General features: G+C 71.9%; 28 protein-coding genes and 1 pseudogene. 15 read left to right on the plus strand and 14 right to left on the minus strand.

Annotated features, from left to right (window positions below; translation table 11 throughout):
• Positions 1-132, plus strand: a pseudogene (locus tag ACYVLJ_RS15810) (IS481 family transposase); the annotation flags it as partial.
• Here ACYVLJ_RS15810 and pip read toward each other — a convergent pair.
• Entirely contained in the window at positions 129-1055 is a 927-nt protein-coding gene (gene pip / locus ACYVLJ_RS15815) for an alpha/beta hydrolase family protein (RefSeq protein WP_460439140.1), read from the minus strand. The pseudogene ACYVLJ_RS15810 and the gene pip overlap by 4 nt on opposite strands.
• Before the next feature lie 121 nt (positions 1056-1176).
• On the opposite strand from pip, the gene ACYVLJ_RS15820 reads away from it, so the two are divergent.
• Complete coding sequence (locus ACYVLJ_RS15820) at positions 1177-2196, plus strand: hypothetical protein (protein ID WP_451986024.1); 1020 nt, start codon at positions 1177-1179, stop codon at positions 2194-2196.
• Between the two features lie 43 nt (positions 2197-2239).
• Here ACYVLJ_RS15820 and ACYVLJ_RS15825 read toward each other — a convergent pair whose 3' ends face one another.
• Positions 2240-3757, minus strand: a complete 1518-nt coding sequence (locus tag ACYVLJ_RS15825) for an FAD-dependent monooxygenase (protein WP_460439141.1) — start codon at positions 3755-3757, stop codon at positions 2240-2242.
• Between the two features lie 65 nt (positions 3758-3822).
• Between ACYVLJ_RS15825 and ACYVLJ_RS15830 the strand changes: the two genes are divergently transcribed.
• The 6 genes from ACYVLJ_RS15830 (at position 3823) to map (ending at position 9789) form a co-directional block, all read left to right on the plus strand.
• Positions 3823-4449, plus strand: a complete 627-nt coding sequence (locus tag ACYVLJ_RS15830; RefSeq protein ID WP_451986020.1) for a TetR/AcrR family transcriptional regulator — start codon at positions 3823-3825, stop codon at positions 4447-4449.
• A 53-nt stretch (positions 4450-4502) separates the two neighbouring features.
• Positions 4503-5249 carry an acetoacetate decarboxylase gene (locus ACYVLJ_RS15835; protein ID WP_460439142.1) on the plus strand — a complete coding sequence of 249 codons (747 nt, stop codon included), beginning with the start codon at positions 4503-4505 and terminating at the stop codon, positions 5247-5249.
• A complete protein-coding gene (locus tag ACYVLJ_RS15840; protein WP_460439143.1) occupies positions 5246-6142 on the plus strand; it encodes a 3-hydroxyacyl-CoA dehydrogenase family protein in 897 nt (298 codons plus the stop codon). Before ACYVLJ_RS15835 ends, ACYVLJ_RS15840 begins: the two co-directional genes overlap by 4 nt.
• Entirely contained in the window at positions 6139-7623 is a 1485-nt protein-coding gene (locus ACYVLJ_RS15845) for a CoA transferase family protein (RefSeq protein ID WP_460439144.1), read from the plus strand. The genes ACYVLJ_RS15840 and ACYVLJ_RS15845 overlap by 4 nt, the downstream gene beginning before the upstream one ends.
• Before the next feature lie 4 nt (positions 7624-7627).
• Positions 7628-8929, plus strand: a complete 1302-nt coding sequence (locus tag ACYVLJ_RS15850) for an aldehyde dehydrogenase family protein (RefSeq protein WP_460439145.1) — start codon at positions 7628-7630, stop codon at positions 8927-8929.
• 80 nt (positions 8930-9009) lie between these two features.
• On the plus strand, positions 9010-9789 hold the full coding sequence (gene map / locus ACYVLJ_RS15855; RefSeq protein WP_460439146.1) for a type I methionyl aminopeptidase: 780 nt from the start codon (positions 9010-9012) through the stop codon (positions 9787-9789).
• Here the strand turns inward: map and ACYVLJ_RS15860 are convergent.
• From ACYVLJ_RS15860 to ACYVLJ_RS15870, 3 genes are all read right to left on the minus strand, one after another.
• Positions 9761-11788 (minus strand): hypothetical protein, encoded by a 2028-nt coding sequence (locus ACYVLJ_RS15860; protein ID WP_460439147.1) that lies wholly within the window; start codon positions 11786-11788, stop codon positions 9761-9763. The genes map and ACYVLJ_RS15860 overlap by 29 nt on opposite strands.
• 20 nt (positions 11789-11808) lie before the next feature.
• Positions 11809-13050, minus strand: coding sequence for an ATP-grasp domain-containing protein (locus ACYVLJ_RS15865; RefSeq protein ID WP_460439148.1), 1242 nt, complete (start codon positions 13048-13050; stop codon positions 11809-11811).
• 154 nt (positions 13051-13204) lie between these two features.
• On the minus strand, positions 13205-14083 hold the full coding sequence (locus tag ACYVLJ_RS15870; RefSeq protein ID WP_460439149.1) for a LysR family transcriptional regulator ArgP: 879 nt from the start codon (positions 14081-14083) through the stop codon (positions 13205-13207).
• 69 nt (positions 14084-14152) lie between these two features.
• Here ACYVLJ_RS15870 and ACYVLJ_RS15875 point away from each other — a divergent pair, with 69 nt between their 5' ends.
• Complete coding sequence (locus tag ACYVLJ_RS15875; protein ID WP_460439150.1) at positions 14153-14755, plus strand: LysE/ArgO family amino acid transporter; 603 nt, start codon at positions 14153-14155, stop codon at positions 14753-14755.
• Here the strand turns inward: ACYVLJ_RS15875 and ACYVLJ_RS15880 are convergent, their stop codons facing one another.
• Genes ACYVLJ_RS15880 through ACYVLJ_RS15910 form a run of 7 tightly spaced genes read right to left on the minus strand, consistent with a single transcriptional unit; the run spans position 14756 to position 18727 of the window.
• The gene (locus ACYVLJ_RS15880) at positions 14756-15244 is read right to left on the minus strand and encodes a methylated-DNA--[protein]-cysteine S-methyltransferase (protein WP_451985998.1); all 489 of its coding nucleotides are present in this window, start codon (positions 15242-15244) and stop codon (positions 14756-14758) included.
• Positions 15244-15621: a type 1 periplasmic-binding domain-containing protein gene (locus tag ACYVLJ_RS15885; RefSeq protein ID WP_460439151.1), complete on the minus strand. Its 378-nt coding sequence runs from the start codon at positions 15619-15621 to the stop codon at positions 15244-15246. The genes ACYVLJ_RS15880 and ACYVLJ_RS15885 overlap by 1 nt, the downstream gene beginning before the upstream one ends.
• Complete coding sequence (locus ACYVLJ_RS15890) at positions 15618-16331, minus strand: 2OG-Fe(II) oxygenase (RefSeq protein WP_451985994.1); 714 nt, start codon at positions 16329-16331, stop codon at positions 15618-15620. The genes ACYVLJ_RS15885 and ACYVLJ_RS15890 overlap by 4 nt, the downstream gene beginning before the upstream one ends.
• Before the next feature lie 40 nt (positions 16332-16371).
• Positions 16372-16965 (minus strand): methylated-DNA--[protein]-cysteine S-methyltransferase, encoded by a 594-nt coding sequence (locus tag ACYVLJ_RS15895; RefSeq protein WP_460439152.1) that lies wholly within the window; start codon positions 16963-16965, stop codon positions 16372-16374.
• On the minus strand, positions 16962-17438 hold the full coding sequence (locus ACYVLJ_RS15900; protein ID WP_460439153.1) for an RNA polymerase sigma factor: 477 nt from the start codon (positions 17436-17438) through the stop codon (positions 16962-16964). The genes ACYVLJ_RS15895 and ACYVLJ_RS15900 overlap by 4 nt, the downstream gene beginning before the upstream one ends.
• Positions 17435-18229: a class I SAM-dependent methyltransferase gene (locus ACYVLJ_RS15905; protein ID WP_460439154.1), complete on the minus strand. Its 795-nt coding sequence runs from the start codon at positions 18227-18229 to the stop codon at positions 17435-17437. Before ACYVLJ_RS15905 ends, ACYVLJ_RS15900 begins: the two co-directional genes overlap by 4 nt.
• 12 nt (positions 18230-18241) lie before the next feature.
• Positions 18242-18727 carry a L,D-transpeptidase gene (locus tag ACYVLJ_RS15910; RefSeq protein WP_460439155.1) on the minus strand — a complete coding sequence of 162 codons (486 nt, stop codon included), beginning with the start codon at positions 18725-18727 and terminating at the stop codon, positions 18242-18244.
• Positions 18728-18952: 225 nt separating this feature from the next.
• On the opposite strand from ACYVLJ_RS15910, the gene ACYVLJ_RS15915 reads away from it, so the two are divergent.
• Positions 18953-19504 (plus strand): copper resistance CopC family protein, encoded by a 552-nt coding sequence (locus tag ACYVLJ_RS15915; RefSeq protein WP_460439156.1) that lies wholly within the window; start codon positions 18953-18955, stop codon positions 19502-19504.
• Position 19505: 1 nt separating this feature from the next.
• Here ACYVLJ_RS15915 and ACYVLJ_RS15920 read toward each other — a convergent pair whose 3' ends face one another.
• A complete protein-coding gene (locus ACYVLJ_RS15920; RefSeq protein ID WP_460439157.1) occupies positions 19506-20879 on the minus strand; it encodes an APC family permease in 1374 nt (457 codons plus the stop codon).
• A gap of 172 nt (positions 20880-21051) precedes the next feature.
• On the opposite strand from ACYVLJ_RS15920, the gene ACYVLJ_RS15925 reads away from it, so the two are divergent.
• From ACYVLJ_RS15925 to ACYVLJ_RS15945, 5 genes are all read left to right on the plus strand, one after another.
• Positions 21052-21546, plus strand: coding sequence for an Lrp/AsnC family transcriptional regulator (locus ACYVLJ_RS15925; protein WP_451985980.1), 495 nt, complete (start codon positions 21052-21054; stop codon positions 21544-21546).
• Positions 21547-21663: 117 nt separating this feature from the next.
• Positions 21664-23055, plus strand: a complete 1392-nt coding sequence (locus ACYVLJ_RS15930; protein ID WP_460439158.1) for an aspartate aminotransferase family protein — start codon at positions 21664-21666, stop codon at positions 23053-23055.
• 161 nt (positions 23056-23216) lie between these two features.
• Positions 23217-24425, plus strand: a complete 1209-nt coding sequence (locus ACYVLJ_RS15935) for a cytochrome P450 family protein (RefSeq protein WP_460439159.1) — start codon at positions 23217-23219, stop codon at positions 24423-24425.
• 29 nt (positions 24426-24454) lie between these two features.
• Positions 24455-24844, plus strand: coding sequence for a hypothetical protein (locus ACYVLJ_RS15940; RefSeq protein ID WP_451985974.1), 390 nt, complete (start codon positions 24455-24457; stop codon positions 24842-24844).
• Between the two features lie 2 nt (positions 24845-24846).
• Positions 24847-25485, plus strand: a complete 639-nt coding sequence (locus tag ACYVLJ_RS15945; protein WP_460439160.1) for a LuxR C-terminal-related transcriptional regulator — start codon at positions 24847-24849, stop codon at positions 25483-25485.
• Between the two features lie 123 nt (positions 25486-25608).
• On the opposite strand, the gene ACYVLJ_RS15950 is transcribed toward ACYVLJ_RS15945, so the two are convergent.
• Entirely contained in the window at positions 25609-26334 is a 726-nt protein-coding gene (locus ACYVLJ_RS15950) for a FadR/GntR family transcriptional regulator (RefSeq protein ID WP_460439161.1), read from the minus strand.
• Positions 26335-26422: the final 88 nt, after the last annotated feature.

Consider the following 26422-nt stretch of genomic DNA (forward strand, 5'->3'; position numbering starts at 1 on the left):
CGCACCGACACCGAACGCCGGGCAGCGCTACCGCGATGGCTGCATATCTACAATCACCACCGCGGACACACCGCGCTCGCAGGCCGCCCACCGGTCAGCCGCGTCCCCAACCTCACAGGGCAGTACAGCTAACCCGCGAAGCGGTCCAGGGCCGCGAGCTTCCAGTCGCGCTTGACGTCGCTGCCGCGGTGCCCGGAGTGGTCGTCGACGAACAACTCCGCGCCCGGCCACGCTTCGGCCAGTTCCACCGCCGTGGTGACCGGGCAGCTCAGGTCGAGGCGGCCGTGGATCAGCACGCCCGGGATGCCGGCCAGCCGGCCGGCGTCCCGGATCACCGCGCCTTCCTCGAGCCAGCCCGCGTTCGCGTAGTAGTGCGTGGTGAGGGTGACGAACGCGCGCGTCGCGTCGTCGACCGGTTCCTCGGTCACCGGGGCGGCGCCGGGTTCCAGTGACAGGACCACGTTCTCCCACCGCCACCACGCGGCCGCCGCCCGGTCCCGGACCGAGGGATCCGGCGAGGACATCAGCTGCGCATACGCGGCAACGTCGTCTTCGGCGCCCAGCGTGAAGCGCGCCCACTCCTCGGGGAAGAAGCGGCCCACACCACGGTAAAGCCAGTCGATCTCGGAGCGGCGCGTGGTGCTGATCGCGCTCAGCACGAGTTCGGTCACTCGTTCGGGGAAGCGTTCGGCGTACACCAGCGCCAGCGTCGTGCCCCACGAGCCGCCGGTGACCAGCCAGCGCTCGATGCCCAGGTGTTCGCGCAGCTTCTCCAGGTCCGCGACCAGGTGGTCGGTGGTGTTGTCCCGCACGGACGTCGTCGCGTGCGGGACGCTCCGGCCGCAGCCGCGCTGGTCGAGCAGCACCACCCGGTAGCGGGCCGGGTCGAACACCCGCCGCATGCCCGGGGTGCTGCCCTGGCCGGGCCCGCCGTGCAGCACGACCGCGGGTTTGCCCGCCGGGTTGCCGCTGGTCTCCCAATGGATCCGGTGCCCGTCGCCGACGTCGAGCAGCCCCTGGGCGTCGGGCTCGTTCAGCGGGAACAGTTCGGCCATGCGGGTGTCCACCTCCGGTCAATGTCCGCTACCGACCGGTCCGGTCGCGCCGTGCCCGCGCCAGAATCGGTTCCGGCCGGTGATCATTCCGGACGAACCCACTTCTTTCGAGGGGATTTCGATGAAACGCAGGATCTTCGCCGCGGCTTTGGCCTGCGCGGCCACGTTCGCGGGGCTGCTCGGCACGGCGGGCGCGGCCCAGGCGGCGACGGCGGTGACGTTCACCCCGCGCACGGTGACCTCGCCGCACGAGACCCAGTACGTGGCGGCGCTGGGCTCGGTCCAGCTGTCCATGACGGCGAACCAGACCGCGTACGTCTACTCGACGCTGCGCGCGAACAACGCGTCGAACACGACGTTGATCGACAACGAGGTCCGCTGCGCGAGCACCAGCGGCTGGACGAAGAACGAGGTGCTCGGCCAGAACGTCCTGATCGCGAGCGCCGACGCCCCGGCGTCGCTGCGCGACATCGGCGTCACGACCCGGTTCCTGGTGCACCCCGGCGCGGCCGGCACGGTCACCTGCACGACCTACCTGCGCAGCGCGAACCTCGGGCTCGGGACCTCGACCGTGCGCCTGGTGAGCGGCGAGCTGAAGTTCGCCGACACCAGCGTCGCGAACACCACCGCCGGCACGCCGCCCCAGGCCGACGACGGGGACACGCCGTCCGGGCGCGTCATCGCCCTGAACTCGTCGGCGAAGACGGTCCGCGAGCCGGGCACGGAGATCTTCGAGACGGCGCCGGTGACCGGGCTCAGCGTCTTCGGCGACATGGAACTCATGGCCTGCTACCCGGAACCGGCGAACTACGACTGCCCGGTGAACGAGATGACGGCGCGCGTGACGTTGTTCGTCAACCAGTGGAAGGCCGACGGCACGCTGTGCAAGTCGGATGCGTCCTCGAGCGTGACGGCGGTCGTGCGCCGCGACGTCCACCACCTGGTCGTCCCGCTCAACACGCACTTCGCGGCGGCCACGGGCAACGGCTGCGTGCCGAAGTTCAACTTCTACGTGAAGACTGACTGGCTGAGCGGGTCGACGGGCGCGGTCCAGCTGGCGGCGAGCGGCCTGCCGGACGCGGCCGGTTCGGCCGCGACGCACAACGACGCGATGAGCCACGCGTTCGCGGTCGCCTACTGAGGTTTTCGGGGGCGCGCCGTGGCGGCGCGCCCCCGTCCGGTCATCAGGCGGGCTCGCCGAACCACCGGCGCAGCACCGTGTCGAGGCCGGTCGCCGAACCGTCTTCGCGAGCCCACGCGATGTAGCCGTCCGGCCGGACCAGGACGCCTGTCAGGGCCTCTTCGCCGACGCTCTTGGCGGTCAGCACCCCGACCCGGCCGGCCAGGCCGGCCACCGTTTCGCGCAGCCCGGCGTCGTCGGCGAGGTCGAGCAGCAGTGCCCTGCCGTCCTGGAGGTGCTCGCCGAGCCGGGTGCCGTCGGCGAACTCGAAGTCGGGCGCGCCCCGGCCGGTGAGGTCGTGCTCGCCCTCGAGCGGGTACCGGTGCAGGACCCCGGAGAGCTTCTTCGCCAGGTAGGTCGCGCCGTCGTCGGTGAGCAGGAGATCGGTGACGACCTGGCGCAGCGCCTTCGTCCGGACGTCGCTGCGCATCAGGGCGACCTGCGCGCGCGTCCACTCGAGGACCCACTCGCCGATCGGGTGCCGCTCGTCGGTGTAGGTGTCGAGCAGGCCGTCCGGCGCCGTGCCGTGGACGGTCGCGGCGAGCTTCCAGCCGAGGTTGACCGCGCCGCCGATGCCGAGGTTGAGCCCCTGCCCGCCGAAGGGCGAGTGGACGTGCGCGGCGTCGCCGGCCAGCAGCACCCGGCCCTTGCGGTAGGTGGTCGCCTGCCGTGCGTTGTCGGTGAAGCGCGTCGCGCTGTGGATCTTGGTCACGCGGATGTCCGCGCCGGAGACGCGCCGGAAGCTGTCTTCGATCTCCTGCGCGGTGATCGGGGCCTCGCGGTCCTCCGGCGGCCCGTCGAACTCGACGGTGAGCATCCGGCCGGGCATCGGCCCGTGGACGTAGAGCCCGTCGTTGCCGTGCTGCCAGCCGCCCGGCAGCACTTCGGCGCCGGTCAGCTCGGCGAGCGCCTGCCGCCCGGTGATGGCCGGGCCGGTCCCGGGGAAGTCGAACCCGGCCGCCTTGCGGACGAAGCTGCGGCCGCCGTCGCAGCCGACGAGCCAGCCGGCGCGCACGGGGTCGCCGTCCGACAGCCGCACGGTCACGCCGTCGGCTTCGGCGTCGAACCCGGTCACCTCGACGCCCCGCCGGAGTTCGACGCCCAGCTCGGCGGCGCGCGCGGCGAGGATCGCCTCGACGGCCTGCTGCTGGATCACGACCACCCGGGCCGCCGGCCCGACGTCGCGGAAGGCCGGGTCGTCGAAGTGGACGCCGTGCGAGGCGACCATGATCCCCGCGAAGTGCCCCACCGGCATCGCGGGCTTCGGCCCGCCCCCGCCGCGGGACTTGAGGAACTCCTGGATCTTCTCGAAGTTCTGCTGCACGACCTCGTCCACCGCGGGCAGCAAGCCGCGGCGGTAGAAGGCTTCGGCCGTCGTGAGGTTGACGGATCCGGCCTTGATCGTCCGGTCCGGTTCGGTCAGCCGCTCGACGACGAGCACGTCCACGTTCCTGAGCCGGAGTTCGCAGGCCAGCATCAACCCGACCGGCCCGCCCCCGGAGATCACCACATCCCAGTTCATGGCTCCGATGGTGCCGCAGAACTTTTACCGAGTCAAACTTTGTGCTCAGTCTATACTCTCGGCTCATGGCGGATCACGGACTGCGCGAGCGGAAGAAGCAGGCGACCAGAGAGCTGATCTCGAACGTCGCCACCGGGCTGTTCATCCAGCGCGGCTTCGAGAACGTGACGGTGGCGGAAGTGGCCGAAGCCGCGGGCGTCTCGAAGATGACCGTGTTCAACTACTTCCCCCGCAAGGAAGACCTCTTCCTGGACCGCCACGCGGACCGGCTCGCCGAGCTGACCGAGGTCGTGCGGTCCCGGCCGGAAGGCGTGTCGGCCGCCGCCGCGCTGCGCCGGCACCAGCACGAGCTGCTGGCCGCCGGGCACCCGCTCTCGGGCGCGATCGCCGGCGGTCCCGGGTTCTGGTGGGTGCTGACGTCCAGCCCCGCGCTGATGGCCCGGTGGTTCGAGCAGGAACGGGAAATCGCCCAGGCGATCACGGAGGTGCTCACCGAGGAGACCGGGAACGCGTTCCGGTCCCGGATGGTGGCGGGCCTGCTGACGACGGCGATCGCGACGGTGTTCTCGCACGCGATGACCCGGATCGTGGCCGGCGACGACGCCGAGGTCGTCCGGCGCGAGCAGGTCGCGGTCATCGACGAGGCGTTCGACCTGGCCGAACACGGGGTGGGGGACTTCCCCGGCAGCTGATGCGGCTCGCGCGGTCCGGAGGTAGGTTGCGATCGTGATCTTGGACGCCGCCCATGCGTGAGGACGAGGTTCTCCGCCAGGTCACCACGCCGCTTTCCGCGCCGGCCTTCCCCCGCGGGCCCTACCGGTTCACCGACCGGCAGTACCTGAACATCACCTACCGCACCGATCCCACGGCGCTGCGGGCCCTGGTGCCCGAGCCCCTCGAAGTCCCCGAACCGCTCGTGCGGTTCGAGGTGATGCGGATGCCGGACGTCACCGGCCTCGGCGACTACACCGAGTCCGGGCAGGTTGCGATGGTCACCCACGGCGGGGAGCCGGGGGAGTTCACGCTCGGGATGTACGTCGACAGCCACCCCGCCATCGCCAGCGGCCGCGAAGTCGCCGCCTACCCGAAGAAGCTCGGGAAGCCTCGGCTCTTCGCCGACTCCGACACCCTGGTCGGCACCCTGGACTACGGCTCGGTCCGGGTCGCGCTGGCCACCATGGGGTACAAGCACCGCGAACTGGCCGAAGCGGACGCGCGTGCCGAGCTGACCGCCCCGACGTACATGCTCAAGATCGTCCCCGGCTACGACGGGAAGCCGCGGATCTGCGAGCTGGCGCGCAGCCGGATCTCGGACCTCACCATCAAGGGCGCCTGGACCGGGCCGGCCCGGCTGCACCTCGTGCCGCACGCGCTGGCCCCGCTCGCCGACCTCCCCGTGCTGGAGATCGTGTCGGCGAGCCACATCCTCACCGACCTCACGCTCGGCCGGGCCGCGGCCGTGCACGACTACCTCGCGGGGGAGCAGGCATGAAGGCGACCATCGTCGGCGGCGGGGTCATCGGCGTCTCCTGGGCGGGCCTGATGGCCGCGCACGGGCTGGACGTCGTCGTCAGCGACCCCGCGCCCGGCATCGAGGCCACCGTGCGGGCCGGCCTCGCCGAGCTGACCCCGGCGCTGCGGGAGCTCGGGCTGCCCACCGACCTCGCCGTGACCTTCCAGCCCGATCTGGCCCAGGCGGTCGCCGACGCCGACGTCGTGCAGGAGAACGGCCCGGAACGCCTGGAGCTCAAGCACCGGATCTGGACCACCATCGAAGAGCACACGCCGGCGGACGCGCTGCTGCTCACCTCGACGTCCGGGATCCCGGCCACGGACATCGCGGTCGCGCTGAAGCGGCCGGAACGGCTCCTGGTGGGGCACCCGTTCAACCCGCCGCACCTGATCCCGCTGGTCGAGGTCGTGCCCGGCGAGCGGACGGCGCCGGAAGTCGTGGCGCGGGCCGTCGAGTTCTACCGCGGCCTGGGCAAGAAACCGATCGTGCTGGCCAAGGAGGTGCCCGGGTTCGTCGCGAACCGGCTGCAGGCCGCGATCTTCCGCGAGTGCGTGCACCTGGTCGCCGAGGGTGTGGTCACCGAGCAGCAGCTCGACGAGGTCGTCACGTCCTCGCTCGGGCAGCGGTGGGCGGTGAGCGGGCCGTTCCTGAGCTTCCACCTCGGCGGCGGCCCCGGCGGGCTGCCGCACTTCCTGGAGCACCTCGGCCCGGGCCTGCGCAAGCGTTGGGGCCAGCTCGGCACGCCGGACCTCGACGAGGCCACGGTCGAGCTGCTCAGCGAGCAGGCGTCGGACTTCGGCGGGACCATCGCCGAACTGGCGGAAGCCCGTGACACCGCGCAGATCGCCCTGATGAAGGCGCTGGGCCGATGAGCGTCACCGACCGGATCCGCGCCGCGCTGGCGAACCCGATCTCCGCCGAAGACGACTTCGACATCCACGCGGCGCTCAACGAGGTGCTGTCCGACGTCGGACTGTCCGAAAAGGACTCCGGCGGCCGCGTCGAGTTCACCGGCGCGGACCCGGTCGTGCCGAGTGCCGTGCGGCTCGGTGCGGCCCCGGCGATCGGGCTGGTCGCGAAGTCCGTGGCGCTGGCCGCGGTGTGGCGCCACCGCGGCGGTCCCGGCCAGGACATCGCCACGGACCTGCGGACGGCGCCGCACCGGCTGTGCCCGTTCTACGACAAGAAGTGGGAGCTGCTCAACGGCCTCCCGCCGACCAACACGGCCGACCCCGCCAGCCCGCTGTCGCTGAAGTTCTACCGCGCGGGCGACGGCCGCTGGGTGATGCCGCTGAACATCTACCCGAAGCTGAAGTCCAGGACCCTCAAGCTGCTCCGCACCTACGACGACGTCACGGCGATCGCCGCCGCCATCGCGCGCTGGGACGCCGCCGAGCTGGAGGAAGCCGGCGCCGACGCGGGTGTCGTGATGCCGATGGTCCGCGGCACCGAGGAGTTCCTGGAGACCCGGCAGTACCGCGACGTGCTGGCCGGCCTCCCGCTGATCGAGCTCGAGAAGATCGGTGACTCGGCCCCGGAGCCGTTGCCCGAAGGCGCCGCGCAACCGCTCGACGGGATCCGCGCGCTCGGCATGGGCCACGTCATCGCGGGCGCGGCGATCGGCCGGTCCCTGGCCCTGCACGGCGGCGACGCGCTGAACCTGTGGCGGCCGTCGGAATGGGAGAACCCGGTCGTCTACACGACGGCGAACGTCGGGGTCCGGTCGGCCACAGTGGACTACCTCAACGATCCGGCGAAGGTGCACGAGCTGCTGCGCGGCGCCGACGTCTTCTACGCCAACCGCCGCCCCGGGTTCGTTTCCGGGCTGGGACTTTCGCCGCAGCGGGCCGCGGAGATCCGGCCCGGCATCATCCACACGACCGTCTCGCTGCACGGCGAGCGCGGCCCGTGGGCGACGCGGGTCGGGTTCGACCAGACCGCGGGCTGCGTCGCCGGGATGATGACCCTGGAAGGCTCGCCCGACCAGCCCGTGCTGCCGCACATCGGCGTGGTGAACGACTACCTCGTCCCGTGGCTGGCCACGGCGGGCATCTGCGCCGCGCTGATGCGCCGCGCCACCGAAGGCGGCAGCTACCGCGTCCACATCTCCCTGACGCGCATCGCGTTGTGGATCATCAGCCTCGGCGTCTTCGACAAGGACTACGCCCGTTCGGTGGCCGGCACCGGCGGGCGGCACGCCTACCTCGACCCGGAGACGTTCACCGCCGAGACGCCGCTGGGGCACTACCAGGGCGTCACGGACCAGGTCCGGATGTCCGAGACCCCCGGTGCGTACTCCACGATCCTCGTGCCCCGCGGCTCCGGCCGCGCCGAATGGCTGCCCCGGAGGTAACCCGATGAGTTCCGTCCCCGACGTCGTTTCGCGCCTGCGCACGACGTTTTCGTCCGGCGTGACCAAGCCCCTCGACTGGCGGCGCGCCCAGCTGACCGCGCTGCGGGCGATGCTGACCGAGCAGGCCGACGACTTCCTCGCGGCGCTGCACGCCGACCTGGGCAAGAACGCGGCCGAAGCCCGCAGTGCCGAGATCACCTTCGTCACCAACGAAATCGACCACACCCTGGACCACCTCGACGCGTGGGTCGCGCCGGAAGACGCGCCACTGCCGCGGTACCTGCTGCCCGGGGCCGGCCGGGTCGTGCGGGAGCCGCTCGGCGTCGCCCTGGTCATCGGCCCGTGGAACTACCCGCTGCACCTCGTGCTGGCACCCCTGGTCGGCGTGCTGGCCGCGGGCAACGCCGCCGTCGTCAAGCCGAGCGAGCTGGCGCCGACGGTGTCGGCCGCGATCGCGCGGCACGTCCCGTCCTATTTGGACACTTCGGCGGTCGCGGTCGTCGAGGGCGCGGTCCCGGAGACCACCGAGCTGCTGGCGCAGCGGTTCGACCACATCTTCTACACCGGCAACGGCACCGTCGGCCGGATCGTGATGACGGCCGCGGCCCAGCACCTCACGCCGGTCGTCCTCGAGCTGGGCGGCAAGAGCCCGGTCGTCGTCGACACCGACGTCGACCTGCGTGTCGTGGCCGAGCGGATCGTCCACGGGAAGTTCATGAACGCCGGCCAGACGTGCGTCGCGCCGGACTACGTGCTGGCCGTCGGCGACACCGGCGAGCGGCTGGAGAAGCTGCTGGCCGACGTGCTGCGCGAGCGCTTCGGCGACGACCCGGCGCGGAGCCCGGTGTACGGCCGGATCGTCAACGCCCGGCACTTCGACCGGCTGTCGGGCCTGCTGGGCAGCGGCCGCGTGGTGACCGGCGGTCAGACGGACCGGGACGCGAAGTACATCGCGCCGACCGTCCTCGCGGACGTCCCGCCGGACTCGCCGGTAATGGGCGAGGAGATCTTCGGGCCGATCCTGCCGGTCCTGCGCGTGGAATCCCTGGACGACGCCCTGACGTTCATCACCGGCCGGGACAAGCCCTTGGCGCTGTACGCGTTCACCGGCTCGGCGGAGACGAAGCGGCGGATCCTGGCCGAGACGTCGTCGGGCGCGGTCGGCTTCGGCCTTCCGGTCGCCCACCTGACCGCCCCCGACCTGCCGTTCGGCGGCGTGGGGGAGAGCGGCATGGGGCGCTACCACGGCAAGTACTCGATCGACACCTTCTCCAACCTGAAGGCGGTCCTCGACAAGCCGCTGTGACCGGCATAGTGGTATTTCTATACCGGCGCCGTGCTACGGTGTCGGTATAGAAATACCGGTATCCCCGACGTGAGGTTTTCGTGATCGAGTTCAAGACGCCTGCGGAGATCGACCGCATGCACGTGGCCGGGCGGTTCGTCGCCGAGATCCTCACCGCGGTCGGCGAGCTCGCCGACGTGGGCGTCAACCTGATGGACCTGGAGCACCACGCGCGCGGCATGATCAAGCGGGGCGGCGCGGAGTCGTGCTACTGGGACTACGCGCCGTCCTTCGGCAAGGGCCCGTTCCGCAACGTCATCTGCCTGTCGGTCAACGACGCGGTGCTGCACGGGCTGCCCCACGACTACGTCCTGCGCGACGGCGACGTGCTCACCGCGGACCTCGCGGTCAGCATCGACGGCTGGGCGGCCGACTCGGCGCGCACGGTGATCGTCGGCACGCCGGCCGAAGCGGACCAGCGGATCGTCCGCGCCACCGAAGAGGCCCTGGAAGCGGCGATCGACGCGGCCCGCCCCGGCAACCGCCTCGGCGACATCTCGGCGGCGATCTACGCGGTCGCCACCGCCTACGGCTACCCGGTGAACACCGAGTTCGGCGGGCACGGCATCGGCCGCACCATGCACGAGGACCTGCACGTCTCCAACAAGGGCCAGGCGGGCCGCGGCATGAAGCTCCGGCCGGGCCTCACGCTGGCGCTGGAGCCGTGGTTCGCGATGACGACCGACAAGATCGTCTACGACCCGGACGGCTGGACGATCCGCTCGGCCGACGGCTCGCGCACGGCCCACTCCGAGCACACGATCGCCGTCACCGAGGACGCGCCCCTGGTCCTCACTCGCCGGGAGGCGGAGGGACGCTAGGGCCCGCCGCCTGGAGCTCTCCGCCCGGCAGCCGGTCCACGCCCCAGCTGCGCTCGACGTAGCCCAGGATCCGCGTGACGTCCTCGGCGGGCACCTTCTCCGGCGCCCCGCGTTCCAGCGGGTCGACGTGGAAGATGTAGAGCCGCGACGCGAACTGGTCGAACGGCAGCGACGCCTCGCCGAACCGCTCGCCGTTGCCCGCGGTGGAGACGACGACGCCGTCACCCCAGTCCTGGCCGCTGTCGTTGTTGGGGTTGAAGAAGTACACGCGCATGACTTCCTGCGGGTCCGGGGCGACCCGCAGGATCGTGATCGCGTGCCAGCCGACGTACCGGGCGGCGCTGTCGGTGACGGCGACCCCGGCCGGCTGCGGGTGGATCAGCGGCTGCCCGCCGTTGTAGGTCGGGTGGTAGCTCGCGTGGAAGTGCCGGTAGAACTCGTCGAGGTCGATCAGCTGCCCGGTCGCGACGTCGACGTTGATCCGGAAGCCGCGGGCGGTCCACCAGCCGTGGAACTCCGGGTTGACCCACCGGTGCGGGTCGCCCGGCCGGCCGGCGCACCGCCGCCCCATCTCCGCGTAGATCCGGTCCAGGTGCGGCACCACGAGCAGCGACACCGGGTCCAGGTCCATCGGCAGCGTGGCCGCGAGCCCGGCCGCGCTGTCCTTCGAGGAGATCGGCTGGCCCTCGAAGTGCATGATGACCTCGTCGTCGCGCGCGGCCCAGGCGACGATCTGCAGCAGGTAGTCCGGGTCGTTGTAGGCCCACATCGACAGCGCGCGGGCCGACTGGCAGGTGGGGTTGTCGCCCTGCCCGACGCCCAGCGGCAGCCCCAGCATCGACAGCACGCCCGCGACCAGCCGCGCCTCCGGCCCCGGCTGGTCGCCGAAGACGGTCGTCAACCGTTCCCGCGCGGCCGGGGAAAGCTCCAGCGCCAGCTGACGCCACAGCGCGGGCACCACCGGCGGCTCGTAGAGGATGCCGCGGTCGAGCAGCAGCGCGAGCCCGTAGATGCACTGCGCGGTCTGCGGGTGCACGGCCGCCTCGATCAGCCAGTGCACGAGGTCGCGGTAGCGCAGCAGGCAGTTGCGCCCGGTTTCGGACAGGCCGAGCGCCTCGCCGAGCAGGTAGTCGCTTTCGTGGCGCAGGAACCGCACCAGCTCCGCGTGGTAGGGCGAGACCAGGCCCGTGTCGTGCATCGCCCGGGCGAACCCGGTGGCTTCGTACTGCAGGCCGCCGGCGTCCATCGCCTCCAGCCGCGACCGGAAGACGTCGATGCCCGGGTCCTCGCGGCACGCCTCGGTGGTGCCGAACAGGCTGGTGATGAGCCGGTCGATGCCCTGGCCGGAGGCGGCGCCCAGTCCGACGTCCGGGTCGCCGCGGTAGACCGCGATGCGCGTGATCAGCGACGACACCTGGTCGACCTGGATCGGCCGCTGGCGCAGGATCCGCCAGATCTCGTCGACCAGCTCGTCCAGGACGCTGTCGTAGCCGACCTCGTCGGCGATGTGCCCGAAGAGGTCCCGGATCAGCTGCGCGGTGCGGCCCTGCCGCACCCGTTCCGCCTCGCTGGGCGGGGTGAACAGCAGCTCCAGGTTCATCGCCAGCACCTGGGACAGGAACTGGTGCGCGTCCTCGGCGGACAGCGTCGGGTGCTTGAAGTCACCACGGGCGACGGCGAGCATCCGCAGTTCGCTGGTCGCCTCGATGACGACGGTGTCGCCGTTTTCGCTGCGCAGGCCGGGCCCGACGAGGGCCGGGACGAGAATCTCGGGAGTCGCCCAGTCCGTGCCCTGGAACAGGCCGGCTTCTTCGATCGCTTGCGCTCTGGCCTGGACCGCGGCGGGCCCGCCCGGGAGCAGCAGGACCCGCCGCAGCGCCTCCAGGACGCGCCTCAGCTTGGTGTGCTTGCCGAAGTCGCGGGTCTCGGCCATGGCCTGGACGGCATCGTCCAGCGCGGCGACGCGCTTGTCCAGCATCGCGCCGGAGGTCGGTTTCACGGGCTTCTCCGCCCTCCACATCAGACGTAGAAGTCGTACTCTTCCTGCTCCTTCAGCAGATCGCGCATCCGGTACGCGTCGTCGCCGAAGAAGTAGAGCAGGCCCCAGTGGGTGCCGAAGGCCGTCCGCTTGGTGACCGTTTCCTCGAGCGGCGCCGAAAGGTCGTGGGATTCGTAGTAGTCGTCGTCCCGCGTCTGCTCGGGGATCTGCAGGTCGCTGACGACCCGCCGGCGCGGATAGACGCCGAAGCAGCCCGCGACGCCGGTCGCGTCGACGACCTCGCGCGGGAAGAAGGCGTCGATTTCCTCCTCGGTCGTCTTGGGGTCGAAGGCCAGCGCCAGGCCCTGGTAGGCGTTGAAGCCGTAGGCCCGTTCGAGCAGCTCGAAGACCTTGAACCCCGGCGGCCGGTAGGCGACCTCGCCGAAGTACATTTCGCCGTCACTGGTGACGAAGTACTCCGGGTGCACGAAGCCGAACTCGATGTCGAAGGTCTTGATGAGCTTCTCGATCTGCGCGGTGATCTGCGGCCGGTACCTCTCGAGCTCCGAAGTGGCCGGCACGAACACGGAATACCCGAGCGTGACGTACTCGGAGATGTTGAGGAACTTGATCTTCCCGTTGTGGATCCACGCCTCGACGGCGAATTCCCAGCCGTCGAGGTGGGACTCCATGAGGACGGGGAACTCGTCGTCCGGGATGGTGTCGACCTCGTCGGGCGTGCGGATGACGCGGTGCCCGAGACAGCCGGCCTTGTCGAAGGCCTTGAGGTGGATCGGGTCGTTGGGGTCACCGTCCAGTTTGAGCAGCGTCTGGTTGACCCGCTTGAGGAAGCGGATGACGTCGTCGCGGTCGTGCGCCTCTTCGAAGATCCCGACCCGGATCCCGCCGAGCTGCGCCCGCCGCTTCATCAACGACTTGTCCCGCAGCAGCATGGCTTGCCCGAACAGCCGCGGGTTGTCGAGCAGCACGGCGTTGATGGCCCCGGCCCACTCGACGGTCTCTTCGAAGAGCGGGATGGCGACGTCGACGCCCCGGTCGGCGAGGATCTCGGCGATCTCGAGCGACCGGTCGTTGAGCCGTTCGAAGTTCCAAGGCACGTAAGGGATATCGTGGTCGACGCAGTACTCCTCGGCCCACTCCGGCGCGACGACGACGTACCGCCGGTCGAACCGGTCGAGGGCTTCGACCGCGTTGAGGCTCCAGCCGAGCAGGGCCAGATAACCCTTGTCAGGATCCTTGGCGGCCAATTCGGGCTGGGGCATGGACCATTCCTCCGGTTCGGCGCGTGCTTGTGGTCGGTGTCGTGCCTTCACCGTACCGGGAGGTAACCGATGGGGCTGAACGAGCGGCGCGGCCGGTTGCCGGGATCACCGGCGGCGGCGCGCTTCACCAACTTCGTCGAGTGCGCCGTGTCACTCACCGAAGCGCATCTTTCGCGCCCTCCGCCACCGCCTTTGCCACGGCGGACAAAGCAGGAGAGTCCAGCTTCCACTGCTGCCAGTACAACGGCACGTCCAACGGCCGCCCGGAGGCGAGGTCCACCAACGCCTCGCCGCGGGACGTCGCCTGGATCTCCGGCACCATGCCCCACCCGAGCCCGGCAGCCACTGCGTCCACAAAGGACTCCGATGCCGGGATGTGGTGCCGCACCAACGTGAAGTTGCGGCGACGCGTCAGGCCCCGGAGAAATCGGTCCTGCAGGTCGTCCTTCCGGTCGAACACGATCACCGGCGCCGCGGGCAGAGACACGGGAAGTGGCTCGGACAGCCAGCGGGCAAGAAATGCGGGAGAGGCCATCGCCCGGTAGCGCATCCGGCCCAGGCGGATCGACGAACACCCCTGCACCGGCTGAGGCGAGGCCGTCACAGCCGCCATCACCAACCCCTCACGCAGCAACGCCGCTGTGTGGTCTTGGTCCTCCCGCTGCAGGTCGAAACACACCGAGAGCGACGACGGGACCCGGGCGAGGGCCGGGAGGAACCACGTCGCCAGGGAGTCCGCGTTCACCGCGATCGACAGCGTTCGCGTCGGTGAGCCCAGGCCCAGGGACGCCAGAGCGTCCTGCTCCAGCTGGGCCAGGGAACGCGCGAAGCGCACCAGGACCTGGCCGGACGAGGTGAGCGACACCGGCTTCGTGCGGAGCAGGAGCACTCGGCCCGTCCGCTGCTCGAGGGCCTTGATCCGCTGGCTCACCGCCGACGGCGTCACGTGCAGGACCGCCGCCGCGGCGTCGAAGCTGTGCTCGTCCACGACCGCCAGCAGCGTCCTGACCTGGTCGAGGGGAAGATCTGACATCACGAGCGCTAATGTTACGTAAGAATCTTTAGCTGGAGTGATGCACCGGGACGCGCATACGGTAAAACCGTGCTTCCACTGCTCGCCGCCGGGTTCGGGACCGGCCTCTCGCTCATCGTCGCCATCGGGTCGCAGAACGCCTTCCTGCTGCAGCAGGGCCTGCGCGGGGGTGCCGTGGCGCCGCTCGTCGTCATCTGTGCCGTTTCCGATCTCGTGCTCATCGGGCTCGGTGTGAGCGGGATCGGGGCCGTGCTCCGGCGGTGGCCCACCGCGATCGGGGTGATCGCGGTCGGCGGCGGGTTGTTCCTGCTGGCCTACGCGGCGTTGGCCGCGCGGCGCGCGTTCCGGCCCTCGGTCATGACCGTCGGGGAGGACCGCACGCCGCTGCGGAAGGCCGTGCTCGCCTGCGTCGCCTTCACCTGGCTCAACCCGCACGTCTACCTCGACACCGTCCTGCTGCTCGGCTCCGTCGCGGTCGCCCACGGGGACGGGCGGTGGCTGTTCGGCCTCGGCGCCGGCGTCGCCAGTGCCGTCTGGTTCAGCGCGCTCGGCTTCGGCGCCAAGCGGCTGGCCGGGGTGTTCGCCAAGCCCGTCGCGTGGCGGGTGCTCGACGTCGTCATCGCCGTGACGATGGCCGGCCTCGGCGCGACGATGCTGCTCGGCCGCGTCTGATCACCAGAGCCGGCCGCTCTCCGAAGCCGGCGGGCGCTCCAGCTCCAGCAGGAACTGCTTGCGCTTCACCCCACCCGCGTAACCCGTGAGTTTCCCGTCCTTGCCGACGACCCGGTGGCACGCCACCAGGATGCTCAGCGGGTTCCGCCCGACGGCCGCGCCGACCTCGTGCGGCAACGCGCCCACCGAGCGCGCCAGCTCGCCGTACGTCGCCGTCGAGCCGTACGGGATCTTCGCGATCTCGGCCCAGACGGCCTGCTCGAACGCCGGGCCCTCGGCGAGGACCGGGACGTCGAACTCCCGGCGCCGGCCCGCGAAGTACTCCTTCAGCTGCTCGACGGCCGACGGAAACGCCGTGTCGTCGCGCGGGCCGAACGTCGTCCGGTCCGGCCGCGTCCAGTGGTGCGGGAAATACAGCCCCCGCACGACCTCGCCGGACCCGACCAGGGTCAGTTCGCCGATCGGGGAATCGGCCACCGTGTGCTTCATCAGTCCTCCCAGGTACTGCCGTCCGCCCGCGCGCCGCGCACGCCGGGCAGCCGGACCTCCGCCAATGCCGCCGTGACGACCGTCCGATGAGGACGCCACGACGTCGATTCCTCCAGTCGCCGCACCATCGACGCCCAGCCGGCCGGGGTCGCGGCGACGACCCAGACGTCCGGGTCGGGCGCGGCGAACCGGCGGGCCTGGCGCAGCCACGACGCCGCCGTCTCCGGCCACGTCACCGTCGCCAGCACCAGGCCGCCCCACGCCGCGGCGATCCGTTCGCCGTCGGCTCGCGAGGCCGGGTCGGCCGCGGTGCCGAGGACGATGTGCCGCGCCCGGCCGATCAGGCCGAGCAGCGCGTCGAGCTCCGGGCCGGTCACGTCGCGTCGTGGAACACGAGCCCGAGCGTGTGCCGCCGCCCCGAACGCACCACCGACACGCCGTGCCGCACCGGTGCCGCCGACCAGCCGCGGGCCGAGCGGACCGGCCGGTCGCGCGTGGTGAACACCAGGCCGTGGCCCTGCGGGATGAGCGTCGACGTGCCGCGCGACTGGGCCCGCGGCCGCTGCTCGACCAGCAGGAACTCGCCGCCCGTGTGGTCGGCACCCGGGTCGTTGAGGTTGATCACGACCTGCAGCGGGAACACCTTGTCGCCGTAGAGGTCGCGGTGCAGCGCGTTCCAGCCGCCGGTTTCGTAGCGCAGCAGGATCGGCGTCGGCCGCCGCTGCCCGGCGTCGTGGCAGACGGCCAGCCACTCGTCCAAAGTGGAGGGCCACTCGGCCTCGCGGCCCAGCCGCGCGGACCAGTCGCGGGCGATCGGCAGCAGCCGCGGGTAGAGCGCCTGCCGCAACCGCTCGACCGGCTCGGGGAACGGCGCGGCGAAGTAGTGGTAGTCGCCGTGGTCCCCGAAGCGGTGACGCCGCAGGTTCACCGTCGCCCGGAAGTGCCCCGGCTCGTCCCACATCCGGACGAGCCGGGCGCACTCGGCCGGGGTGAGCAGCCGGGGCAGCAGCGCGCAGCCGTGGTCGTCGACCTCGGCGGCCACCGCGGCCCAGTCGGCCGCGGCGACGCGGTTTTCGTAAGTGCTCATGCCCGGTAGACGCGCCGACGCGGCGAAACGTGAGATCGGGTTACGCGGCTTCCAGCGTGAGCAGCAGCCGCTTGGCTTCCTCGCCGCCCGCGTACTGCCCGTACGACCCGTCCGAACGCACGACCCGGTGGCACGGCACCACCAGGGGCAGCGGGTTCAGCGCGCACGCCGTGCCGACCGCGCGGACCGCCTTCGGGCTGCCCGCGGCCGCCGCGACCTGGGCGTAGCTCTCCGTGCGGCCGTAGGCGATGTCCGGCAGGTGCGCCAGCACGGCCAGCCGGAACCCGCGGGCCAGCCGGAAGTCCAGCGGGACGTCGAACGCCCGCCGCCCGCCGGCGAAGTACTCGTCGAGCTGCCGGGCGACCGCGTCCAGCTTGCCGGGGGCCTGCAGGATCCGCGGGCTGACGGCGGCGGCCAGGCCGGTCAGGACGGCGTCGTGGTCCTGGCGGGCGAAAGCCACCTTGACCAGGCCTTCGGGCGTCGCGGCGAGCAGCAGCGGGCCGACCGGGGAGTCGAGGACCCGGTAGGCGACGTCCAGCAGCCCCTCCCGCGATGCGGCGGCGGTGAGCTTGTCGTGCAGGCGGCGGGTGGTGGCGTCGTCGGGCGACGGCAGCGTCGCGAAGAGGTCCGTCATGAGCGCGCTCCTTCCAGGGGATAGGTGACCCGCAAGGCCTTGATGCCGTCGGCGGCCGCCCGGCGGGCGGCGTCCGTGCTGCCCCCGGTGATCTCCGCGATCTCGCGGTAGGGCAGCCCGGCCAGGTAGTGGTAGGCGACGGCGGCACGCTGCTTGTCCGGCAGCTTCGCCAGGGCGTCCCACAGGTCGCCGTCCCGCTCCTCGGTGCGGCCGGGCCGGTCCGGGACCTCGCCGACCGGGAGCGGCCCGCGTGCCTTCGCGCGGGTGACGTCGATGGCCTTGCGGTGCGCGATCGTGACGAGCCACGCCTGGACGTTCGCGTCGGCGGGCAGCTCGGGATACGCCTTCAGCGCCGAGAGGAAGGTCTCCGACCAGGCGTCTTCGGCGTCGGCCGGGCCCAGCACGGCCCGGCAGACCCGGAGGACCATCGGCCCGTGCTCGGCCACGATCTGCTCGAACGGTTTCACGATCACACCCCGGAGACGCCCGGGACCGCCGGAACGTGAGATCGGGTGCCCGTGACGACCGTCGCGCCGAGCTCGTCGGACTCGTGCACGCGCGGCGTCAGGCCCGCCTCGGCGAAGACGGCGGCCAGCACGGGCGCCTGGCGCGCACTCGATTCCACGAGCACGGTCCCGTCGGGCGCCAGCCAGCCCGGCGCACCCGCGGCGACGCGCCGGGCGAGGTCGAGGCCGTCCGACCCGCCGTCGAGCGCGGTGCGGGGTTCGTGCAGCCGGGCCTCGGGCGGCATCGTCGCGACGGCGTCCGAAGGCACGTACGGCACGTTCGCCAGGAGAACGTCGACCCGGCCCCGCAGCGACGACGGCAGCGCGTCGAAGAGGTCGCCCTGGTGGACGCGGAAGCCGGGCAGGTTCTCGCGGGCGCACGCGACGGACGCGTCGTCGACGTCGGCCGCGTGCAGCTCACTCGGGTGCTTCGCCGCGGCGAACGCGGCGCCGAGCGCGCCCGAACCGCAGCACAGGTCGAGCACCACCGGGTCCGGCGGCGCGAGCGAGACGGCGACGTCGACGAGGAACTCGGTGCGGTGCCGCGGCACGAACACCCCGGGCCGCACCGTGACGCGCAGGCCGTGGAACTCCGCCCAGCCGAGCAGGTGCTCCAGCGGCAGCCCGGCGACCCGGCGCTCGACCAGGGCGGCGAGCTCGGCGGGGGTCGCGGCGGCGGCGAGGAGCAGCTCGGCCTCGTCCTCGGCGAAGACGCAGCCCGCGGCGCGCAGGCGGGAAACGACAGTGGCGGTGTCCAACAGGGAGCGAGACTACCGGACCTGGACCGCGTCCCCGACGTTCAGGCCGTCGAAGAACGCCGCCGAATCGGCGTCCGAGAGGTGGACGCAGCCGTGCGACGGCGCGTCGAGCGGCCCCGCGTGGAAGGCGATGCCGCCGGCGGCGAAGAACACCGAGTTGGGCATGTTCGTGCCGTACTCGCTGCTCGTGTGCTCCCGGTCCTTCCAGACGACGTGGAACGAGCCGGCCGGCGTCGTCTGATCGGGCGGCCCGAACCCGGCCGGGACCGGGCCGCGGACGACCTCGCCGTCCCGCAGCAGCCAGGCCAGGCGCCGGGCGAGGCTCACGCACGCCCCGGTCGTGACGTCGCACGGCGGCGACGGCGGGGGTGCCGTCGTGGCCGCCTTCGCCGGCGGCTCGGGTTCGGCGATCGGGCCCGGCGCAGTCGCGCGCGGCGCCGAGCACGCCGCCGTGACCAGCGCCAGTCCCAGCACGGTCACCACCCCGGATCCGCGCATCCGTCCATCCCCTCGCCGAGCCACCTGCCGGTGACCAGTACGGCCGGGCGGCCCCGGAGGTTGAGCCGCGCGTGCAGCCGGGTTGTCCCCGCGTGCACCGCGGCCACCGGGCGGGGTACCCGGCGGGTCGAGGTCGAACCATGACCATGCTGAGCGCCGGGCTCCGCGGCCAGGGTGCACGGGTGGACGCGAACACTGCACGGGCGGATAGGGCAGGATGTCCGGATGACGCCGCGTCGTGTGCTCGGAGCCCTTCTCGCCGCCCTCACCGGCCTGGTCGTGCTGGCCGGACCGGCCGCGGCCCACACCGAGCTCGAATCCAGCTCACCCGCCGAAGGCGCCGCCCTCGCCGCCGCGCCGGCCGAGGTCCGGCTCACCTTCGGCGAGCCCGTGACGCTGCCGCCGGACGCGCTCAAGATCACCGGCCGCGACGGCACGGCGTGGAAGGTCGCCACGCCGACCGTGGCGGGCGCGGTCGTGACGGCGTCCGTGGTCCCGGCGGGCCCGGCCCAGGCGTACACGCTGACCTGGAAGGTGATCGCGGACGACGGCGACAACGTCACGGGCACCATCCACTTCACCCTCACGACCGCGGCCTCCCGGTCGGCCGCGGCGCCCGGCTCGGCGGCGCCCTCGGCCACGCCCGAGTCGGACGTCGCCGCGCCGGCCAAGGTCGACGTCGGCATCCCCGGCTGGATCTGGATCCTGGTCTCGGTCGCCGCCGTGCTGGCCGCGGGTGTCGCCTTGCTTCGCGTGCTGAAGGGCCCGAAGCGCTGAGTTACTCCTGCGGGACCGTCACGACCCAGCGTTCGGGACGCCGGCGCAGGTAGCCCCACCAGTACAGCGCCGAAACCAGCAGCACGCCCGCGGTGATGCCGAGGTCGAGCGCGCTCTGCTCGACCAGGACGTAGGCCAAAGCCGCGACGGCCAGCACCGGGATCACCGGCCAGGCCGGCATCCGCCACACGTGCGGCTTCCGGTGCGCGGCCCGGCGCGCCCGCAGCGCGGCGGCCGCGACGCTGAGGTACAGCGCCACGACGGCGACCCCGGTGACGCCGCTGAGCGTGTCCACCGGCACGAAGCAGAGAACGGCTTCGGAGAGCCCGACCACGAGCGTCGCGACCCACGGCGCGCCGAACCGTTCGCTGACCACGCTCATCGCGCGGTTCACCGGCGTCGGCCACGCCTGGTCGCGCGCCGAGGCGTACAGCACCCGCGAGTTCTGGATGACCATGACGATCACCGCGTTCACGATGGCCGCCGCGATGCACAGGCTGATCGCGACGCCGACCGCCGAGGTGCTCCACCCGGTGACGAGCGCGGTGAGGTCGACGCCGGCGAGCGCGGCGGTGTCCGGCACGGCGAGGGTGATCGCGACGACCGGCACCAGGATGACCAGCGCGCTGATCCCGAGCGTCCAGAACACCGTGCGGGCCACGGTCCTGCGCGGTTCGCGCATCTCCTCGGCGAGGTAGACGGCGGTGCTGAAGCCCTGCACGACGAACAGCGCGACGGCCAGCCCGGCGACGACCGCGATCAGCCCGATCCCGCTCGTGCCGAGGCTCGGCTTCACCAGCACGGCCGGGCTCTGCGTGGTGTGCGTGAACCCGAGCAGTGACACGACGAAGATCGCGACGATCTCGATGACCAGGAAGATCCCGGTGATCCAGGCGTTGGACCGCAGGTTCAGCAGGCCCATCACGGTGGACGCGAGCATCACGAGCGCCCCGGCGACCGAGGGGCTGATGTCCACGACGGCGGCGAGGTAGTCGGCGACGCCGATCGCGATGATCGGCGGCACGACGAGGACGACGATGAACGCCACCACGAACGTCAGCCAGCCCGCGAACCGGTTCGCCACGGTCGTCACCATCGCGTACTCGCCGCCGGCGCTCGGGACGAGCGTGCCGAGTTCCGAGTAGCAGAAGGCGATCCCGACGCAGAGGAGCACGGCCAGGGCGATGGCGAGCGCGGTGCCGGTGCCGAGGTCGGCGAACAGCGGGGGCACGAGGACGAACAGCGACGACGCCGGTGTCACGCAGCTGAGCGTGAGCAGCGTGCCGCCGCCGACGCCGATGGAACGGGTCAGCGAGCGGCGTCCGGCGGGGACGGCGGCGGTGTCGGCATCGGGCGGGGCGGGAGTGCGGGTCACGGGGCGTTCCCTCCGGCCGGGGGCAAGGTGCGACGGATGGAACAGCACCGTTTCGGTGTTGTCAACGCCGCAAACTCGACTGAATCCGTCGTCAGTACGCGGCCGAACCTTCGGATTTAGTCACTGACTGTGACGAGGGGGTAGGGTTTGCCCCGCACTGCCCGCTTCGGGGATGATCCGGGGCGTGAGCAGCCAGGACACCCCGAGCCGGCCGGCGCCGCCCGTGCTCGACGACATCTCGCGGCAGATCATCGCGCAGCTCCAGGAAGACGGGCGGCGCGCGTACGCGACGATCGGCAAGGCGGTCGGCCTCTCGGAGGCCGCGGTGCGGCAGCGGGTGCAGCGGCTGTCGGACTCCGGGGTCATCCAGATCGTCGCCGTCTCGGATCCCTTGCAGGTCGGGCTGTTCCGGCAGGCGATGGTCGCGATCACGGTCGACGGCCCGCTGGAGCCGGTCGGTGACGCACTGGCCGAAATGGACGAAATCGCGTACGTGATCCTCTGCGCCGGCCGCTACGACCTGCTCTGCGAGGCGGTGTGCGCCGACGACGAGGCGCTGCTCCAGCTGATCTCGACGCGGATCCGCGCGTTGCCCGGCGTCCGGCACGCGGAGGCGATGGTCTACCTCAAGCTGCGGAAGCAGACCTACCAGTGGGGGACTCGCTGAGTGTGACGACTAAATCCGAAGGTATCGTGGCTTAATTGATGTTGAATTAGTCGCTCAGGATCGGCCATACGACTGAATCACTTGCAATGGCTGGTCGACGCGTGCGATAACCGGGGCATGACCACTACCGCCGACCGCGCCGCCGTCGATGCCTCCGGTCTCGCGCAGGCCGCCCGCAGCAACCTCTGGATGCACTTCACCCGCCACTCCGCCTACGACGACACCGACGTCCCGGTGATCGTGCGCGGCGAAGGCCCGTACATCTGGGACGCCCGCGGGAAGCGCTACCTGGACGGGCTCGCCGGCCTGTTCGCGGTCCAGGTCGGCCACGGCCGCGAGGAACTCGCCGAGGCCGCCGCGCGGCAGACCAAGCAACTCGCGTACTTCCCGCTGTGGGGTCACGCGCACCCGACGGCGATCGAGCTGGCGGCCCGGCTGGCCGACGCCTCGCCCGGTGACCTCAACCGCGTGTTCTTCACCGTCAGCGGCGGCGAGTCGGTCGAGACGGCGTGGAAGCTCGCCAAGCAGTACTTCAAGCTGGTCGGGAAGCCGGCCAAGCACAAGGTGATCAGTCGCGCGCTGGCCTACCACGGCACGTCGCAGGGCGCGCTGTCGATCACCGGCATCCCGGGCGCGAAGGCCGACTTCGAGCCGCTGGTGCCGAGCACGCTGCGCGTCCCGAACACGAACTTCTACCGGGCGACCGAGCACGCCGACGACTACGAGGCCTACGGCCGCTGGGCCGCGGACCAGATCGAGCAGGCGATCGAGTTCGAAGGCGCGGACACCGTCGCGGCGGTGTTCCTCGAGCCGGTGCAGAACACCGGCGGCTGCTTCGTCCCGCCGCCGGGCTACTTCGAGCGCGTGCGGGAAATTTGCGACAGGCACGACGTCCTGCTGGTGTCCGACGAGGTGATCTGCGCGTTCGGCCGCGTCGGCCACGACTTCGCCGCCAAGCGCTACGGCTACCAGCCGGACATCATCACCACGGCGAAGGGGCTGACGTCCGGCTACGCGCCGCTGGGCGCGGTGCTCGCTTCGGAGCGGCTGATGGAGCCGTTCACCCGCGGGTCGACGACGTTCATGCACGGCTCGACCTACGGCGGCCACCCGGTTTCCTGCGCGGTGGCGCTGGCGAACCTCGACCTGATCGCGCGGGAAGACCTCTACGGGCACGTGCTTTCCCGGGAGGCGGCCTTTCGGTCCACTTTGGACAAACTGACCGACCTGCCGATCGTCGGCGACGTGCGCGGGGCCGGGTTCTTCTACGGCATCGAGCTCGTGAAGGACAAGGCGACCAAGGAGACGTTCAGCGCCGAGGAATCCGAGCGGGTGCTGCGCGGCTTCCTGTCGGACGCGTTGTTCGAGGCCGGGCTGTACTGCCGCGCCGACGACCGCGCCGAGCCGGTCGTGCAGCTGTCGCCGCCGCTCGTCTGCGACCAGGCCGAGTTCGACGAGATGGAGCAGATCCTGCGCGACACGCTGACCCGCGCCTGGAAGCTCCTGTAGGCCCGCCCGGGCGATGATCTTGGCCCGAAGGGGCGGGGAATCGGCTTTCCCCGCCCCGCGGCCGGGGTTCTGAGTACCGTGGAACGCGGGGGGACCGGGGGAGCGGCCGGTGACCGGGCCGCCCGCGTCGCCCGCCGGCCGCGCACCCGGGAGGAGACCCGATGACCGCGACCACGGACACCCCGCGCCTGCCGTTCGAGCGGCCGAACGTCCTGGAGATCGCCCCGCTCTTCGAGGTGCTGCGCCGGGAAGGGCCGGTGGTGCGGGTGACCACCCCGGCCGGTGACCCCGCCTGGCTGGTCACCGGGTACGACGAGGTCCGCGCGGTGTTCAGCGACCTGCGCTTCGGGCGTTCGCACCCCGCGCCCGAGCGGGCGTCGGCGTTGTCGGACGCCGCCATCCTCAGCCGGCCGCAGGGCGACCACGAAACCGAGCACGCCGGGCACGCGCGGATGCGGAAGATGCTCGTGCCGGCGTTCTCCGCCAACCGGATCCGCCGTCTCGCCGGCCACGTCCAGGAACTGGCCGACGGCTGCTACGACGCGATGGAGCGCGCCCGGCTCGACGGCGGGCCGGTCGACCTGCACGAGCTGCTCTCGTTCCCGCTGCCGGTGCTGGTGATCTGCGAGCTGCTCGGCGTCCCGTACGAAGACCGCGCCACGTTCCGGGTGCTGTCCGACCGGATGGGCCGGATGGACATCGGCACCGGCGCCGACGCGGCGCTCGAGGAGTTCGCCGCCTACATGGGCCGGCTCGCCGCCGCGAAACGGCGGGAGCCCGGGCAGGACGTCGTTTCGGACATGGTCCGGGCGCAGGCGCAGGACCCCGCGTTCACCGACGACGACCTCGCCCGGCTCGCCGCCGGCCTGCTGTTCGCCGGCCACGAGACGACGTCCAACCGCATCGACCTGGGCGTCCTGTACCTGCTCACCGACCTCGCGCGCCGCGACGCGCTGGCCGCCGACCCCGGCGGCCGGGCGCACGGCGTGGTCGAGGAAATCCTGCGGCTGGCTGCCCCGGGCGGGCTCGGCATCCTGCGGTACGCGCACGACGACGTCGAACTCGGCGGCGTGACGGTCGCCCGCGGCGACGCCGTCGTCCTCTCGCTGGCCGCGGCGAACCGGGACTCGTCGGTGTTCCCGGACGCGGCCGAGTTCGACCCCGGCCGCAAGCCGAACCCCCACGTGGCGTTCGCTTACGGCGGCTGGTTCTGCATCGGCGCGAGCCTGGCGCGCACGGAGCTGCGCGTGGTGTTCGGCTCGCTGCTCCGGCGGTTCCCGGGCCTGCGGCTGGCGGTGCCGGTCGACGAACTGGAGGTCCGGACGAACCGGGTCACCGGGGGAGTGGACCGCGTGCCGGTCCTCTGGTAGACCTGCGGCGGCCGCGACGGGAGGAAAACGTGACCCTGTGGGACAAGCTCGCGATGGACGACAAGCTCATCAAGGTGCTGAAGGAGATCCCGCCGGGGCCGGACGCGTCGGAGTTCGGACCCGCCTACGTCACGATCCACCAGCTGGCCGTCGAGCTCGACCAGCGCTTCCCCGAGGTCCGCAAGGAGCTGGACGTGCCACTGGGCGGCGGCGCGACCCGGCACGCCGGGCTCGTGGAGCTGCTGGGCAAGGAGCTCGTCGACAAGATCAAGCGCTACGGCGACGTCTACCCGATCGAAGCCGCGCAGCTGTCGGCGGTGCGCTTCCGCGAGCTGCGGCTGCGCGGCCCGGGCGGGCGTGACCTGGTGGGCGCCTCGCGCACCGACCTGCCGCTGATCCGCCTGCGGCCCCGGGATTGACCGTGCCCGCCCCGCCGGTCCGGGTGCTCGTGGCCGAACGCGACCCGGCCGTGCGGGCCCGCCTCGCCGCCCTGCTGGCCGAGGCCGACGGCATCGAGGTGGTCGGCTCGGCGCCCGACGCGAAGACGGCCGCGCTGACGCTGCGCCGCCGGCTCCCGGACGTCCTGCTGCTGGACCTGCGCCTGGGACCGCTGGGCCCGGTCTTCCGCCGCCCGGCCGTGGTGGCGCTGGTGACGTTCGACTCCGACGCGGGAATCCTGCGTGCCCTGCGTGACGGGGCATCGGGGTTCCTGCTCCGGTCGGCCCGCCGCAACGAGCTGATCAAGGTGGTCCGCCTGGCCGCGGACGGCCACGTGGTGCTCTCCCCGGACGCCTCCCGCCGGCTCGTCTCGGCGGCGACCCGGCTCTCCGGGCCGCGCGACGAGCGGCTCGCGCGCGTCGACGCCCTGTCCTGGCGCGAGCGCGAAATCCTGGTCCTGGTGGGCCAGGCCCTGACGAACGTCGAGATCGCGGCCCGGCTCGAGCTGGCGGAGCCCGAGGTGCGCGGCCTGGTGACCCAGGTGGTGCGCAAGCTGGGCTGCGCGCACCGGACCGAGGCGGGGTTGCTGGCCTACGAGCGAGGGCTGTGCCGGCCGGGCTGAAGGGCTGCGGGACACCCCGTGGCGTCGTAGCCCGGCCCCCACCCGCCGCCGGGATCCATCGAGACGTCCAAAGTGGACTCCACGGCCCAGTCGAACTACCCTGACCGGGCGAACGACGGACAGTCAGGACCGGGCGGCCGGAACCGGGCGCGCGACGCCGAAACCGCCGTACGGCCCGGCTTTCGCCCGCTTGCGGACCTCGTCGAAGTGCCGGTGCACGGCTTCGGCGGCGGCATCGGCGTCGCGCTGCAGGAGCGCGTCGACGATGGCCTGGTGCCGCTTGGCCGTGGCCGTCGGGGAACCGGCCGGGCCGCCCAGCTCGCTTTCGGCGATCTGGTAGACGTCCCAGAACAACCCGGTCAGCTCGCGGGCGAGGTCGAACCCGGCCTCGGCGCAGATGAGGTCGTGGAACTCGCGGTCGGCGTCCGCCGCGTCGGGGCCCTTGCGCTTCATCCGCGCGACGCAGGCCTGCAGGTCCTCGACCAGCTCGGGCCGGTGGTCGGTGGCGACGCGGCGGGTCAGCTCGGTCTCGAGCATCTCCCGCACCTCCAGGAGGTCGCGCAGCCGCCCGACGTCGGTGGCGCCGCGGGCGCGGGTGCGGAACAGCAGCCACGTCTGCAGCGACTCGGACCCGGCGGACCCGACGAACGTGCCGTAGCCGTGGCGGATCTCGACGATGCCGAGGGCCTGGAGGGCCTTGATCGCCTCGCGGATGGAGTTGCGGCTGACGCCGATGTCCTCCATCAGGCTGAGCTCGGTGGGCATGGGCGCGCCCGGCGGGAGCTCCCGCTCGACGATCAGGTCGATGATGCGCTTGGTGATCTCTTCGCTGCGCTGCGGACGGGCCACTGCTGTCCTCCCCGGATGCGTCGTGAGAGGACATCCTACGTCATACGTCCAGAAGGGTTGACCGGCACGCGAACGCATCCTAGGCTCA

Source organism: Amycolatopsis stemonae, assembly GCF_054781455.1.

Bases quoted from the DNA above. Each gene is read 5' to 3' on its own strand.
- ACYVLJ_RS15835 (WP_460439142.1), top strand. From the start codon at position 4,503: ATGCGTGAGGACGAGGTTCTCCGCCAGGTCACCACGCCGCTTTCCGCG.
- ACYVLJ_RS15910 (WP_460439155.1), bottom strand. From the start codon at position 18,727: ATGCGCGGATCCGGGGTGGTGACCGTGCTGGGACTGGCGCTGGTCACG.
- ACYVLJ_RS15895 (WP_460439152.1), bottom strand. From the start codon at position 16,965: ATGACGGACCTCTTCGCGACGCTGCCGTCGCCCGACGACGCCACCACC.
- ACYVLJ_RS15845 (WP_460439144.1), top strand. From the start codon at position 6,139: ATGAGCGTCACCGACCGGATCCGCGCCGCGCTGGCGAACCCGATCTCC.
- ACYVLJ_RS15880 (WP_451985998.1), bottom strand. From the start codon at position 15,244: ATGAAGCACACGGTGGCCGATTCCCCGATCGGCGAACTGACCCTGGTC.
- ACYVLJ_RS15890 (WP_451985994.1), bottom strand. From the start codon at position 16,331: ATGAGCACTTACGAAAACCGCGTCGCCGCGGCCGACTGGGCCGCGGTG.
- ACYVLJ_RS15825 (WP_460439141.1), bottom strand. From the start codon at position 3,757: ATGAACTGGGATGTGGTGATCTCCGGGGGCGGGCCGGTCGGGTTGATG.
- ACYVLJ_RS15865 (WP_460439148.1), bottom strand. From the start codon at position 13,050: ATGCCCCAGCCCGAATTGGCCGCCAAGGATCCTGACAAGGGTTATCTG.
- ACYVLJ_RS15870 (WP_460439149.1), bottom strand. From the start codon at position 14,083: ATGTCAGATCTTCCCCTCGACCAGGTCAGGACGCTGCTGGCGGTCGTG.
- ACYVLJ_RS15850 (WP_460439145.1), top strand. From the start codon at position 7,628: ATGAGTTCCGTCCCCGACGTCGTTTCGCGCCTGCGCACGACGTTTTCG.
- ACYVLJ_RS15820 (WP_451986024.1), top strand. From the start codon at position 1,177: ATGAAACGCAGGATCTTCGCCGCGGCTTTGGCCTGCGCGGCCACGTTC.
- ACYVLJ_RS15930 (WP_460439158.1), top strand. From the start codon at position 21,664: ATGACCACTACCGCCGACCGCGCCGCCGTCGATGCCTCCGGTCTCGCG.
- ACYVLJ_RS15830 (WP_451986020.1), top strand. From the start codon at position 3,823: ATGGCGGATCACGGACTGCGCGAGCGGAAGAAGCAGGCGACCAGAGAG.
- ACYVLJ_RS15925 (WP_451985980.1), top strand. From the start codon at position 21,052: ATGATCCGGGGCGTGAGCAGCCAGGACACCCCGAGCCGGCCGGCGCCG.
- ACYVLJ_RS15935 (WP_460439159.1), top strand. From the start codon at position 23,217: ATGACCGCGACCACGGACACCCCGCGCCTGCCGTTCGAGCGGCCGAAC.
- ACYVLJ_RS15840 (WP_460439143.1), top strand. From the start codon at position 5,246: ATGAAGGCGACCATCGTCGGCGGCGGGGTCATCGGCGTCTCCTGGGCG.
- ACYVLJ_RS15915 (WP_460439156.1), top strand. From the start codon at position 18,953: ATGACGCCGCGTCGTGTGCTCGGAGCCCTTCTCGCCGCCCTCACCGGC.
- pip (WP_460439140.1), bottom strand. From the start codon at position 1,055: ATGGCCGAACTGTTCCCGCTGAACGAGCCCGACGCCCAGGGGCTGCTC.